The 13,627-nt window shown below is 66.1% G+C and carries 11 protein-coding genes; 2 read left to right on the top strand and 9 right to left on the bottom strand.

Translation table 11 applies throughout. The features are described 5' to 3' along the window. Positions 1-54 precede the first annotated feature (54 nt). The 8 genes from GLP40_RS27105 to GLP40_RS27140 form a co-directional block, all read right to left on the bottom strand. Positions 55-1,647, bottom strand: a complete 1,593-nt coding sequence (locus GLP40_RS27105; RefSeq protein WP_328290712.1) for a copper resistance CopC/CopD family protein — start codon at positions 1,645-1,647, stop codon at positions 55-57. Beyond that, entirely contained in the window at positions 1,631-2,389 is a 759-nt protein-coding gene (locus GLP40_RS27110) for a YcnI family copper-binding membrane protein (protein ID WP_154790835.1), read from the bottom strand. The genes GLP40_RS27105 and GLP40_RS27110 overlap by 17 nt, the downstream gene beginning before the upstream one ends. A 47-nt stretch (positions 2,390-2,436) precedes the next feature. Continuing rightward, positions 2,437-3,324: a MetQ/NlpA family ABC transporter substrate-binding protein gene (locus GLP40_RS27115; protein WP_230329983.1), complete on the bottom strand. Its 888-nt coding sequence runs from the start codon at positions 3,322-3,324 to the stop codon at positions 2,437-2,439. Between the two features lie 94 nt (positions 3,325-3,418). Continuing rightward, positions 3,419-4,273 carry an ABC transporter permease gene (locus GLP40_RS27120; protein WP_196054817.1) on the bottom strand — a complete coding sequence of 285 codons (855 nt, stop codon included), beginning with the start codon at positions 4,271-4,273 and terminating at the stop codon, positions 3,419-3,421. Next, positions 4,254-5,054 (bottom strand): ABC transporter ATP-binding protein, encoded by an 801-nt coding sequence (locus GLP40_RS27125; protein ID WP_154790901.1) that lies wholly within the window; start codon positions 5,052-5,054, stop codon positions 4,254-4,256. The genes GLP40_RS27120 and GLP40_RS27125 overlap by 20 nt, the downstream gene beginning before the upstream one ends. Before the next feature lie 176 nt (positions 5,055-5,230). Beyond that, complete coding sequence (locus GLP40_RS27130; RefSeq protein WP_328290713.1) at positions 5,231-6,343, bottom strand: ABC transporter substrate-binding protein; 1,113 nt, start codon at positions 6,341-6,343, stop codon at positions 5,231-5,233. 915 nt (positions 6,344-7,258) lie between these two features. Further along, positions 7,259-8,164 carry a LysR substrate-binding domain-containing protein gene (locus GLP40_RS27135; protein ID WP_154790838.1) on the bottom strand — a complete coding sequence of 302 codons (906 nt, stop codon included), beginning with the start codon at positions 8,162-8,164 and terminating at the stop codon, positions 7,259-7,261. Positions 8,165-8,265: 101 nt separating this feature from the next. Then, entirely contained in the window at positions 8,266-8,529 is a 264-nt protein-coding gene (locus tag GLP40_RS27140; RefSeq protein WP_196054811.1) for a hypothetical protein, read from the bottom strand. A 101-nt stretch (positions 8,530-8,630) separates the two neighbouring features. On the opposite strand from GLP40_RS27140, the gene GLP40_RS27145 reads away from it, so the two are divergent. Then, complete coding sequence (locus tag GLP40_RS27145; RefSeq protein WP_154790839.1) at positions 8,631-8,810, top strand: hypothetical protein; 180 nt, start codon at positions 8,631-8,633, stop codon at positions 8,808-8,810. Positions 8,811-9,248: 438 nt separating this feature from the next. Then, positions 9,249-10,628 carry an NAD(P)-binding domain-containing protein gene (locus tag GLP40_RS27150; protein WP_196054812.1) on the top strand — a complete coding sequence of 460 codons (1,380 nt, stop codon included), beginning with the start codon at positions 9,249-9,251 and terminating at the stop codon, positions 10,626-10,628. 51 nt (positions 10,629-10,679) lie between these two features. On the opposite strand, the gene GLP40_RS27155 is transcribed toward GLP40_RS27150, so the two are convergent. Further along, positions 10,680-13,598 carry a crotonase/enoyl-CoA hydratase family protein gene (locus GLP40_RS27155; RefSeq protein ID WP_328290714.1) on the bottom strand — a complete coding sequence of 973 codons (2,919 nt, stop codon included), beginning with the start codon at positions 13,596-13,598 and terminating at the stop codon, positions 10,680-10,682. Positions 13,599-13,627 lie beyond the last annotated feature (29 nt).

Here is a 13,627-nt window from a genome sequence, read left to right on the forward strand (position 1 = left end):
GAATTCGCCCCGCGCCGGCCCGAGAACCGAAAGCCGTATCCGGCATCTCGTCATTCACAGAACCCCGTAGTAGAACGAGGCAAGTTTCGGACCGGCGCCGCCGTCGAATCGGACGGTGACTTTCCAATTTCCCGGCGCCGGAACGATGAGCTGATCGCTGCGCCACACCAGCGATCCGCGCTCCACCACGGGACGGCCCAATGACACCGGCAACCGGGCCACATTCGCCGATTCCGACGAGAGGTCGACACTCACCGTCGCGGAATCCGGTGCCGCGGCCGTGTTCGCCGGTGCGTAGTCGACCGTGAGCCGCTGCGGGCCGTGCCGGATCGAATCGATGCCGATATGCAGCACTTGCGCCGCCCCGAAGTCGAGCGTGGTCGCGATATCGGTGGTGTAGGTGTCCTTCGCCGGAGCCAGCGTCGTCAGCACCGAGGTCACCGCCAGCACCACCACCGCCATTGCCGTCTCCAGCACGAGGGTCCGAGGCCGGCCGACGATCGCACCGGTGCGGCGAAACCACCGCAGGCTCAGATAGCCGAGCATCACAACACCCAGTGCCACAACGACTTTGGCCACCAGTACCAGGCCGTAGGCGGTGTGAACGAGAGCGCCCAGCGGCTGCACCCGCAAGACCGCGAGCACGATCCCACCGGCCACGGCCGCCACCACGTGCCCGACCGCGACGGCATGCCATCGAGCCTGATCCGGCGCACCGCGCAGGACGAAGGCGACCACGACGACACCACCCAGCCACACGGTGATGCCGTAGACGTGCAGCAGAGTGCCGGCGAACGACCACGGCCACCCCTGCACCGAGCCACCGTGACCGTCCAGCGTCACCGCGAGAATCGCGGCAGCGGCCTGCGCTACGCCGACCGCCACGGCCGGTGGGCCGGCACGGGTGGCGACGGCGAAGGCGAGGATCGAGGTCAGCGCCGCGATCGCGGTCACCATTCCGTGCGGAGTGTCGAGGACAGCGCATGCGCTCGCGGCCGAGATTTCGGATAAACCGCCGGACTGCTGGGCGATCAGAACGAGGAAACGGGAGAGGAACCCGACGACGAGAATCCCGATTCCCACCCGATAGAGCACCCGGAAACGCCGCCTGCGGACCACCCACGGCCATACCCAGCGCGCCACGGCGTGCAACCCGGCCGACATTATCAGCCCGAGATAGGTGATGCCCCGCGTCGGATAATTCAGATATTGCTCGATGCCGGTCGACGAATGTTCGGCGAACCGTCCCTGCGCGGTCACCGCACCCACGGTGAACTCGATCGACAACGACACCACGTGGGTATCGGCCGAAACGACGCGCGCGGTGGCCAGATAGGCCCCGTCCGGAACGGCCTCGGCCGGTATCAGCACGACCCGGCGCTGCCCATCGTCGAGCCGCGTGTCCGACAGCGCGAATCTCTTTCCGCCGCTGTCGATCAGCTGTGCGGACCCCTCGACCAGCGTGACCGGCTCATCGAGTTGCAGACGCAGCTCAGCCGGCGACGTGTCGACATGGGTTCCGGATTCCGGTGCCGTCGACACCAGCACGGCATGGGCCGATGCGGCGCCGGCCGCCCACATCGGCGCCACGATCGCGACGAGCAGGGCGAACCAGCATCGCCGGGCGACCCTAGGACCGAGGCTCACGATCGCGCCGCAATGCCAGTGTCGCCGCCGCACCCGCCGCGACCGCGAATAGCAGCGCCACCACCGACAGCACCTGCCACCATCCGCTCGGTGATGATTCGCCTCCGCCGTGCAGAGCGGCGTCGTCGTGTTGATCCGGCGACGTGTTCGCCGCCGATTCGGCATGACCGCCGTCGTCGGAATGTCCGGCGGCGGTCTTGGTCACCGGGACGACCGGCGCCGGATGCTCGGGCTCGCTGGCCTTGTCGACAGCGATCTCGTTCCACGACACCACCGAACCGTCGGAATACCGTTGCTCGGACGGTAGCGCGACCGAATCAACATTCTTCGGCCACGGCCCGCCCGAGAACGAGAATTCGCGGTACTGCGTGTTGCCGAAGCCGTCGCCCGGAGTATTCGCGTTCCACACGATCTTCGTCGCCCGCCCGGCGGCCTGATCGAGTTCGACCGACGCCGTCCAGCCCGGGATAGGCTGTGTCCGTGCCGATTTCAGGTTGACACCGGCGGGGATGGTCACGGTGAGCCCCACCGTATTCGCCGTGGCGGACTCACCGGGCACGATCAGGTGGACGACTCCGTAACCGCCCTTGGTCACCGGTGTGCCGTCTGATTGGACGTGCGCCGCGGCCGGGGCCGCGAATACCGCCAGCGGCACTGCGGCCGTGATCGCCACCGCACTCCAACGCTGTACGAAGTGCGGCCGCACGGGCGCACGCCGCTCGCGAATGTCGCTGTCTGCCATTGTCTTCCTTCTCTGTATGGATTTCGGCCCGGCACTATCGGACGACGTCATTTGGCGCCCGCGGCGGCCACGGCGATATCCGCGCCCCGGTATTTCGTCGCCAGGAACTGGGCCAGCCGAGGGCTCTCCAGTGCGTGGGTCAATTCCAGCACCCGCTGGTCGCCCGCCAGTCGAGACGGCGCGACAAGAACGTGCGCATAAGGGTTTTCGGGCCCCGGCTCGGTCGCGAGTGCGTCCTTCGCCGGTTGCAGGCCCAGCGATGCCGCCTGCTCGGGACTGAGGACCACCGCGTCGTAGCTCTGGAAGATGGATTTCAGATCCTGGTCGAAACTCAACGGCAGCAGCGACAGATGCCGCGCGGAGTCGCGCACGTTCGCCTGGCCGATCGTCAGATCCGCCGCCGAGGTGCCGCCGAACGGACGATCCAGTGTCACCAGCCCCGCGCTCTGCAGCAGGTAGAGCCCACGCGCGAAACCTGTGGGCGTCGAGGGCAGGGCCACCTGGGCACCGTGCGGCAGACTCACCCCGGTGACCTGGTCCCGCACCAATCCGACATGCACCCAGTCGTTGGTGTCCTTCAGATCCCGCCACTTCGAGGAGTACAACCCGTATGGCACCACGTTCACCTTCGACACGATGCTCAGATTCTTGTAGGAGTTCTTCTGGTTGTCGGCCTCGAATGCCGGGATGTGCTGGAAGTAGGAAAGATCGCCCTTGCCGGCGGCGATGCGGGCATTGGCGTCGTCGGTGGCGTCGACCGGTTTCACCTTCACCGAATCCGACAGCAGGTTATGAATCGCGTAATCCAGGATTTCCCGATCGTCGCCGGGGTCGACGTACACGACCAAGGCATTCTTGTCGTCCGCGGCAGGTTCATAGCTGACCTTCGGTGCCGACCCACATCCGGCCGCCGCGGTCGAGACGAGAATAATCAACGCGACGAATGTCATGATTTTGCGCCGAACCGAAACCCGCATCGCTGCGGGCAGTCGGCGCCGATCTTTCCTGTGCATCCGAATACTTTCCGCGCTATTTGCTCGTCAATCCCCGCTGCCAGGAGCTAACTCGCCACTCGACGACGGCCAGAATTGCGTTGACAATGATTCCGACCAGACCGAGCGCGAAAATTCCGGCATACATCTGCGGGGTCTGATATCGCAAAGAGGCGGTGTTTATATAGATGCCGATACCCTGCGCACCGCCGACGAGTTCGGCCGCGACAAGGGCGGTGAACGCGTTGGCCGCGGCCAGCCGGATCCCGGGGAAGATCGCCGGGAACGCTGCCGGCAGCACGACTCGGGTGAAGATGTAGAACTGTCCGGCGCCGAGTGTCCGCGCCGCGTTCACCAGCAGCCGCTCGACACCGCTCACCGCACTCACCGCATTGACGAAGATCGGCCAGAAGCAGGCCCACACCACGATCGCGATCTTCGACTCCTCGCCGATGCCGAAGAACAGGACGAACACCGGGAGCAACGCCAGCAGCGACAGGTTGCGGAAGAACAGCAGTACCGGCTCGGCGAGCTTCTGGAAGATCCGGAACGATCCCACCAGGATGCCCAGGGCGACGCCCAGCACCAGCGCGATCACGAATCCGATCACCGCGCGCTGCACACTGGGCCAGATCTGGCTGCCCAGGGTGCCGTCGCTCAATCCGCCGACGAATGCCTTGAAGGTGTCCTGCGGTGTGGACAGGTACTGATCGCTGACCTCGCCGCTGGCGACCACCCACCACCACAGCAGCAGGAACACTCCGAGGCCGATCACGCCGTAGATGAGGCGGTCGAATTTCGCGAGCCACGGATTGCGGGCCTTGGGCGGGGTGAGGTCATGGTCATGCGGCGTATCCGCATCGTGCAGGGGCTCACTGATCGTCGTTGCCAATTCGCACCTCCTCCTCGAGGATCCGCGCGACGCGCGAGCGGATGTGCACGAAATCTTCGGAACTGCGGACCTCGGCGTCGCGCGGACGCGGCAGATCGACATCCAGCACCGCCTTCACGCGACCCGGCGCCCGAGTCATGACCGCGATCCGGTCGGAGAGGAAGATCGCCTCGTCGATCGAGTGGGTGACGAACAGGACCGTCTTCTTCGTCGCTCCGGCCTCCCAGATGCGCAGCAGTTCGCTCTGCAGGAATTCGCGGGTCTGCGCGTCCAGGGCCGCGAACGGCTCGTCGAAGACCAGCACCTCCGGTTCGTAGGCCAGCACGCGCGCGATCGCGACGCGCTGGCGCATACCGCCGGAAAGCTGATGAGGCAGCCGATGCGCGGCCGATTCCAGTCCCATCGTCCGCAGCAGATGCGCGGCCCGCTCCCGGCGCTCCGCCTTCGGGACACCGCGGACCGCGAGGCCGACCTCGACGTTCTTCTGCGCCGACAGCCAGGGGAACAGCGCATACCCCTGGAATACGACACCCACGTTCTTGTTGACGCCCTCGACCCGCCTACCGTCGACGAAAACCGCGCCGCCATTGTAGGTTTCGAGGCCCGCGAGGATGTTCAGGAAGGTCGACTTCCCGCATCCGCTGGGACCGAGCAGCGAGACGAACTCCCCACTCCGGATCCCCAGATCGAATCCGTCCAGGACGGCGGTCGCCTCCTTGGCGCGCCGGTCGGTGCGCGGGTAGAGCTTGCTGACGCGCTTGGCCTCGATCTTCCAGTCCATGGCCGCGGGCCGCGGCGGATCCTTTTCCACTTGCTCGACGAGCACTTGCTGACTCATGACATTCGACTTCCCTGTGGGACGAATAATGGGACTGAGCAACGTCGCCGGGCCTTCCTGGCTATGGCCGGGGCCCGGCGACGTTCACTGTTCGATGACACTCCGTGCGGCGCGTCCGATCACTTCTCGGCGCCGGCGATATGCACGAGGTCGGTTTCGAGGACCTTGCTGTTCTGCTCGGCCTCGAGAATCGTGGTGTTCTGATCCTGGGATTCGAGCAGATCAGCCGACTTCGCGTAGGGGTTGAAGGCGTTGGTCGCGATGTTCTCGGGCTTCAGCTTCTCCGAGCCCGGCAGCGGCTCGCCCACATCCCGGACGAGGTCCCACCACAACTGCAGGCTCGCCTTGTCGAGCAGGGCGTTGGGCGCGTAGTGCCAGTTGGTGGTCTGCTCCACCGGGTATCCGGTGGTCTTACCGGCGATCTCCGAGGACTCCCTGGGATGAGCGTTGGCCCAATTGGCGGTTTTGGCGATGATGCCGACGAACTCCCGGGCCGCGGCCGGATTCTTCTGCAGCCACGCGTTGCTCGCGACGTACGGCGCCTGGCCGCCCTGCGGACCCCAGTCGTCGAAGGAGGTGAACGCCTCGGTGAACTTGTCCGGCTTGCTCAGCAGGACACCGACCAGCGGCGGATGGAACACGCCGAGATCGACCTCACCCTTTTCGATGGCCGGCGGAATCAGTTCCTCCTTGAGCTGGAGGAATTTGACCTTGCTCAGATCCACGCCATTGTTCTTCAGATACTGCTTGATCACCAGATCGACACAGCTGTTGGTCGCCGAGATGCCGACCGTCCTGCCCTCGAGTGCCTTCAGGTTGTTCTTGGTGACATCCGAGCCGGCCTTGGTGAAATAGGCCATATGCGGTTCGTTCGGCAGGTCGAGCATGCTGGACGCGATGGCAGTGAACTTGAAGTCCTTCACCTTCCCGTCGATATCACCGTTGAACATGCCGGTCGCTATATCGATCTTGTTCTGATCGAGCAACTGCACCGCGGGCACGGCGGTGGCCGGCCCGACATATTTCGGCTTCACCCCGGCGTGCTCCCAGTAGCCCAGCTCGTCGGCGATCCTGACCAGCGACAAGGCGGTGGGCGAGTTGGCGAAGCGGAAATACACCACGCCGTTGTCTTTACCGAGACCGCACCCGGCCAGCAGCGCTGGAACGGCGATAAACGCCACCGACAGTACGGACAGTTGTTTGATCAGGCGCCTCGCGCCGATGTCCTTCACGATCGCACCTCGCGATGCGTTGTTCTGCCGCTCACGACATTTCCCTCTCCAGCAATGGTTCTGGCCACCGTCCTCATCCGGTTCGCCACTCCCGGGAATTGATGTGATTCAGAACGTATGTCTCCCCCAGGGTTCAATCTACGAAAAAACTCACCATGAGCGAAGCTATGGTGGCGAGAAGTATGAAGTATCCCTTAACGAAAAGTCAGGGAATCTCTCAGTTGAGATTGCGGAATCCGCGGACGCGCAATTCTCGAATCTCGCGGAATTTTGTCCGGCAGTATCGATCCGTTCCAGGTCGGCCCGGCCGACGGTCGCGGATCGGCTCGCGCGGGCGCACCACGACCATCGGCCGGGCCGACAATTTCGCTCTACGGATGCCGATCGCCGCCGCCCGGCGGCTGCGTCCTCGGGAGAGATAGGAACGGACGCAGTGACAGCCGCGAAGACAGACCCCGACCATCCGAGCTGGATATTCGACGTCACCATGTCATGGGTCAGCGGCTGGGGCCTCAATTCGGCGCTGACCGTCGCCGCGGTGGAGAAGGACACCGAAACCGTCGTCACGGGCCCTCGTCCCGGTGGACGAGCACCCGCACAGCGCCACCCCCGCTGGAACACGGCGCGGTCGCCGGGAGTCGCACAGCGGGGGTGGCGCTCGGCGACATCTTCGTGCGCTGCGCGCCGAAAACCCCGGCATTGAGGATGTTCACGTTCAGACGAACCTGGCCTCACGCCATGGCTACTCCTTCTCGCTTCGCGGCCCGGCGCCCGCGCCACCACCTCGATGCGAGACGAATTTCATTGCTCGGCAATCACATCCCTGACACCCGCGTCGACAGCTCTCAGTATCGGCAAGCCTGTGACGCCAACAAGGCAGCTGAACTGTCGGAACGTTTCAGTTCTCCTGAGAGTTCACGACGCCAGCCGCAGCGGCTGGGCGATCGAGCGCAGCGCACGGATGGCCGCGGCCACGGCCGGCCGCTCCAGCGAGGCTTGCCGATACGTCACACCGACGTGCCTGATGCCGTTGTCGATCGAGCACACGACCAGTCCCGTATGCCGGTCGGTGACCGAGATCTCGGGCACGATCGTCACTCCGAGCCCGTGCTCGACCATCTCGGCCATGCTCTCGAAGCTCCCACTGCGATGTTCGATCCGCGGCGCGAATCCCGCCTCCCGGCAGGCGAAATGCACGGACGCCACCGACGGCTCCCCGTCCGGGGCGGTGATCCAGTCGGCGTCGCGCAGACTGCCCAAACCGTGCTCGCGGACTCGCTCACGCCATTCCGGCGGGGCGAGCAGGACCAGCGGATCACTGAACAGATATTCCGAGGCCAAGCCCAGCGGCAGATCCCGGGACCGGAACGAATACGAATAGGTGATCGCCAAGTCCACATCCTGCTGGCGCACCGCCGGAACGGAATCCACCGGCCGCAGATCCACCAGCCGCACGCGCAGCCCGGGATGTTCCGCGCGCAACCGCACAGTAACCGGTAGCGCCAACCGCATCTGAGCGGTGCGGAAGGTGGCGACGGTCAGTACCCCGGTCACCGCTTCCAAGGTGGCGCTGACCGCGGATTCCGCCTCCTCCAGCGCTGCCAGGATCCGCGACGTGTGGTCCACCAGGACGCGCCCGGTCTGCGTCAGCCGAAGTACCCGGCCCTCGCGGCGGGTCAGCACGACGCCGACCTCGTCCTCGAGGATGCGCAGCTGCTGCGATACCGCCGAGGTGGTGATGCCGTGCAGTTCGGACACCGCGGTCATCGTCGTATGTTCGGCCAGATCCCGCAGGAGGATCAGCCGTCGAATGTCGTACATGGTCCCTCGCTTCGACTGCGGGACATCCGGTTTTCATCATTGCCAGCCGGCAACCGGGGAGGAAATCCTTACGATCAGAACGATTCTGTGCAGCTGTCGTTTCACGCCGGCACCGGCAGCCGTACCCGCCCACCCGGCACCGCGGCCGGCAGGGTGCGGGTGCACTCCTCCTCCGGTGCCTCGAATACTGAAGCCACCGAACCTTTTTCGACCAGCCGACCGTTCCGCATCACGGTCACGTCGTCGGCGATCAGCCGCACCACACCCAGATCGTGCGTGATGAACAGATGAGTCAGGCCGTGCTCGGCCTGCAGATCGGTCAGCAGCTGCAGAATCTGTGCCCAGCGGCGCGTCGAATCGATCACCGAAACATCCAGCAGGGCATCGAATTACGCGAATCCTGCGCTTCGCGATCGGATATCACCGCTACCTGCGCCCCGTCCAGGGCCGCGCCGACAATGTGGTGATGGGTGACGGCAACGGAACGTTCGTCGCCGCGGTCGTCGACAATGCCCCCGCCCGGGAAGAATACGGCCTTCCATTTCAGGAGCGCTCGCAGAATTTCCGCGACACCGTAATGGCCGAAACGGCATCGGCTGGTGAATTGGGTACTGCGGCTTCTATTGTCATCACACCGACCACCTGATCGGTGCGATGTTGGATGTCCGGCCCAGACTATGCCCGCCGCGTCGATCCGACCCGGTTTGCAATCGGAAAGATTATCTACACGGTTACTACAGTTGGCCTTCACCGCCGGCACCGGCAATGCGGATTCCCATAAACGTTCGGCCGCAGCAGATCACGCTTTAGATTTGCGCGGACCGTAACTCGTGTGCGCCCCGGTCCCCGGCTCTACATTGTCGAACGCGGTGGGCGGTGGTCCGTCGCCGCGACCGTGTGGCGCATCGGGTGTCACGTGAACCTCCCGGTGTGCCGACGGCCGCCGCATCGCGCGGCGGCACGAGTCGCGCGGCTATCCGCCGGGCCGAGTGAAATGGGTTGTCCTGTGGTCGAATCGAATACATCTGTCGATATTCACGCGACGCGTGTGCTGCGCCGTTTCGGTCCCGATCCGGCGAACTGGGTGCGATCCACAGCGGCCGATCACGATGTCGTAGTGGTGGGCGGAGGCCAAGCCGGTCTGGGAATCGGATTCGCCCTGCGCCGAGCGGGTATCGCCCGGGTATCGGTCATCGACGCCGCAGCGCCGGGCGAGACGGGAGTGTGGACCACCACCGCACGCATGGTCACTCTGCGCACCCCCAAGCAGTGGCCCGAGCCCGAATTCGGTATTTCCGAACTCGGTTTCCAGGCCTGGTACGAATCGGTGCACGGAGAGCACGCCTACGAGAGCCTGCAGCGTATTCCCCGGTTGACCTGGGCGCGCTATATCGAGTGGATCGGAACCCACCTCGGCGTCCCGGTGCGCCACCACACCCGTTTGACCGACATCGCACCGGGACCGGACGGCCTCACACTCACACTCACCCTGCGCCGGCCCGATGGCACCGAAACCACGATCCAGGAGACCACCCGAAAGCTGGTGCTGGCCAACGGTGTCGAGGGAACGGGCGGCCCCTACCTACCTCCCGAACTCGAAAAACTGCCGGCGAGTCTGCTCGCCCACACCGGCCACGACATCGATTTCACCCGGCTCACCGGGAAAACGGCCGGAGTGCTCGGCGCCGCGGCCTCGGCCTTCGACGCCGCGGCGACCGCACTCGAGGCAGGCGCCACCGAGGTGCACCTGTTCACCCGCAGGCCTGATCTGATCGTGCAGGACGCGGTCGGTCCGTCCGTCAATCTCGGCGCCCGCAACAACTATCACCGGCGCGGTGACGAGGCGCGCTGGCGGCAGCGCGTCCTCGCCGCCCGGGCAGGCCGCAGCGTGCCGCTCGAATCGGTCACGCGCGCCACGGCATTCGCCGGTTTCCGCATCCACCTGGACGCGCCCTGGCTGGCCGCAAAGCAGGTCGGCAACCAGGTGGTCGTCGACGCGGCCGACGGCAGGCACACCTTCGACTTCGTGATCGCCGGGACGGGATACCAGTACGATCCCCACACCCGCGCCGAACTCCGCGGCATCGCAGGAGAAATCGCGCTGTGGGGCGACCGGTGCCGCCCCGATCTCGCGGACTCGGCCCTGGCGCAGACCCCCTATCTGGGCAAGGGATTCCAGCTGATCGAGAAGCAGCCCGGCCGGGCGCCGTGGATCGGCCGGATCCACGTCTTCTCCGCGGCAGCGCATCTCAGTTTCGGATATCCCATCGGCGACACCCAGAGCCTGGCGCACCACATCCCACGGCTGGTCGACGCACTGGGACGTGATCTCTACTTCGAGGACCAGCAATCAGCCCCGGCGCCCACTCCCGCAGCGCCACCCGCATCGTTACGGCACCACTATCGCCACGCTATCTGGTCGCCACAACTCGCGCCGAGCAAGACCTCGGCGGCGCTCCCGTAGACGCGGCCGGCCGCCGCCGAAACCCTCACCCGACGGGCGGGCGTGCTGGACTCAACGGCCGTTCCAGACCGGGGCGCGCTTCTCGGTGAAGGCGCGCACACCTTCGGCCGCATCCTCGGAGAACAGTGCGGTGGACGCGATGTCGTACTGCTTGGCGAAGGCTTCGGCCGTGGTCCAGTCGGAGGTCTCCTCGACAATGCGTTTGCTGCCCTCCAGGCTGAGCGGCGCGTTGGCGGCGATGCGTTCGGCCAATTCGAGAGCCGCTGTGAGAGCCCGGCCCGGTTCAGCGAGGACATTGATCAGGCCGAGTTCGGCCAGTCGGGTCGCCTGCATGGGGTCGCCGGTGAGCGCCAGTTGCATGGCGATATTGCGAGGCAGGCGCTCCCGCAAACGCATGACGCCGCCGGCGGCGGCGATCAGGCCGCGTTTGGGCTCCGGTATGCCGAATTGCGAATCACTCGCCGCGACAATCAGATCCGCGGCCAAGGCCAGTTCACAGCCGCCCGCGAGGGCCGGGCCTTCGACGGCGGCGATCAATGGTTTGCGCGGCGGTCTACCGGCGAGCCCCAGGGCGCCGCGGTTCTCGGTGAGCGGGGCTTCTCCCCGGGCCATCGCCTTCAAATCCATGCCGGAGCTGAAGTAGCCGCCTGCACCGGTGAGGACGGCGACGCGGGCGTTCGGATCGGCTTCGAACGCGTCACATGCCCTTTCGAGTCCGACGGCCATGGCGTGATTGACCGCGTTGCGGACCTCGGGGCGGTTCATCGTGATGATCATGATGGGGCCGCGGCGCTCCACCAGCACGGGCGGCGGTGGGGGCGCGGGCAACTGGTGGCGTTGTGTGCCGTCGAACGTGATCTCGCCATCATGGACTGTTACGGACCGCCCCAGCCCGTCGCCGTCGCGCAGTTCGGCAACGAGGTCGGAACTGTTGCTGCGCAAGAGGACTCGCGCGCCATCCGGCATGATCAGACTGACGATGGCCGCCTCCGGCTCGCCGTCACGGCCGTAGGGCAGCGTATAGGCCTCGACCACCGCCGGACCCTGGTACTCGGTCCGGACCGGACGGGCGGGCGGATTGTCGACGATCGGCCGCAGATGGGCATAGGGCCGCTGCGGCGGTGTGGCGGAATAGATGCCCAGTGCGTGCTTGGTGACGTACCAGCCGAGCGACGTGCTCAGGCCGAAGGCATCGGGATCGTCGCGCAATTGCTGAACCATGGTGGCGATCGCGTGGGTGCCGTAATTGTTGCCCGGCCCGCCGCCGAAGGTCAGTCCGCCCGTGACCGAGAGCGAACGGCCGGGATCGTCTGGCGCGATACCGAGTTCACGGGCCGCGATCTGCACCGCCACCGGGAAGCAGGAGTACAGATCCACGGGACCGATCTGATCGATGGTCAAGCCGGCATGCTGCAGCGCTGCCGCGCCGACGGCCCGGATCGCCGGGGAGGCAGCCAGTTCCGCGCGTTCGGAGACGAACCATTCATCGTGCGCACTGGCTCCGGCGTGTACGAAAACCCACTTGTCCTGCGGGATTCCGGCCGCCTCGGCAGCGGCGGCGCTACACAGCACCAGTCCGGCGGCCATATCCACCTGCAGGTTGGCGCACAGCAGTTTGGTGTACGGGGCCGACACGGTCCTGTTCTCCGCGGTCGGTGTGGTCAACTCCGGCGCGCTGAACCGCTGCGGCAGCCAGGCATTCGGATTGTCCGCGCCCACCGCCGACAACCGCGACCACAGCTCACCGATCGCCTGTAGATGCTCCTTCGGATCGCGGCCGAGCCGATGCCGGTTGGCCGATTCCATGAGCGCGTACATATAGATGGGCGCACCCAGCCCGACAGCCGTTTCGGCGGCGTTGTTGGCCTCTTTGTCGATCCCGGCGATACGAGTCGGCTCCACCTCGGGCCCCTGTTCCGGCCACACCACCTCGGTCCCCGCGCGCTGCGCGGCGGCCATGGTGGCGCCCGCCTCCGCGCCGGTCACCAGCACGATCTCGTAGGTGCCGTCGGAGATGGCCTGCGCCGCTTCATTGACCAGCAACTGGCCACCATCGCCACCGTAGGTCGAGGACTGCACGGTGTCGGCCCCGGGCGCGCCGACAGACCGCGCCACCAGGGCGCCGAGGTCTCGATACTGCCAGGAGGCGCTGGCGACCGCGAATACCGCGTCGGCGGCCGACAGCAGCGACTGTCCCGCCCCGGTATCCTCCGCGGCCTGCCGTAGCGCCCGCACCGCCAGCGCCGCCGGGTCCTCAGCGGTATTCGGATGATGCTGTACGAGCTGTCCGACACCGACCAAAACCGGCGTATTGGGCGCAATCGTGCGACCGGATGCCGTGTGCAGCACCGGCTTCCGTACCGACTTCGCCCCGGCGAAGGGACCCGCCGCAGCGATACGGTCCGGCACTCCATCCAGTGATTGCCGCAATGCCTCCGACAGGCTTCGCACCAGCGACGCACCCAACGGCCCTTCGACGGGTTGTCCCGATAGTCCGGCGTCGAAGTAGGCGGTCGCTCCGTTCGCGTCGGCACGCACGGTCAACCAGAATCCGAGGGTCAGCCCCATCGGCCCGGTGCCGCGCAGCACCAGCGCGGTCTCGTCCACCGCGATCACGGTCCAGGCGACCTCGGCGGGGATACCCATGAACTTCACCTGCTGAGCGAACTCCGATCCGGGGTACGCACCGTTGGGCGCGTCACCGCGGAAGGCCGCGTGCATGGTCAGCCACTCGGCGAAGCGGCCCGGATCGGTCAGATAGGCCGCGACCTCGGCCACCGGATGGTCGAGATGCTTGCTCGCATGGGCTCTTTTGTCGAATTCCGCGATGCCGTCCGGCGGAGTGTAGTCCTCGGATACGGCCGGGCCGACGGCCGATGCGGCGGGCTTGCCCAGCACTCCCCCGACCACGTCGCGCAGAATCGCAGGATCACTTTTCACGGCATCGGCCAAGGCACGTACCGCACGCACTCGAGCACGCGCCTGCCGCAATACCCCGG

The sequence above is a fragment of the Nocardia aurantiaca genome (assembly GCF_009708175.1).
GTDB lineage: Bacteria > Actinomycetota > Actinomycetes > Mycobacteriales > Mycobacteriaceae > Nocardia > Nocardia aurantiaca.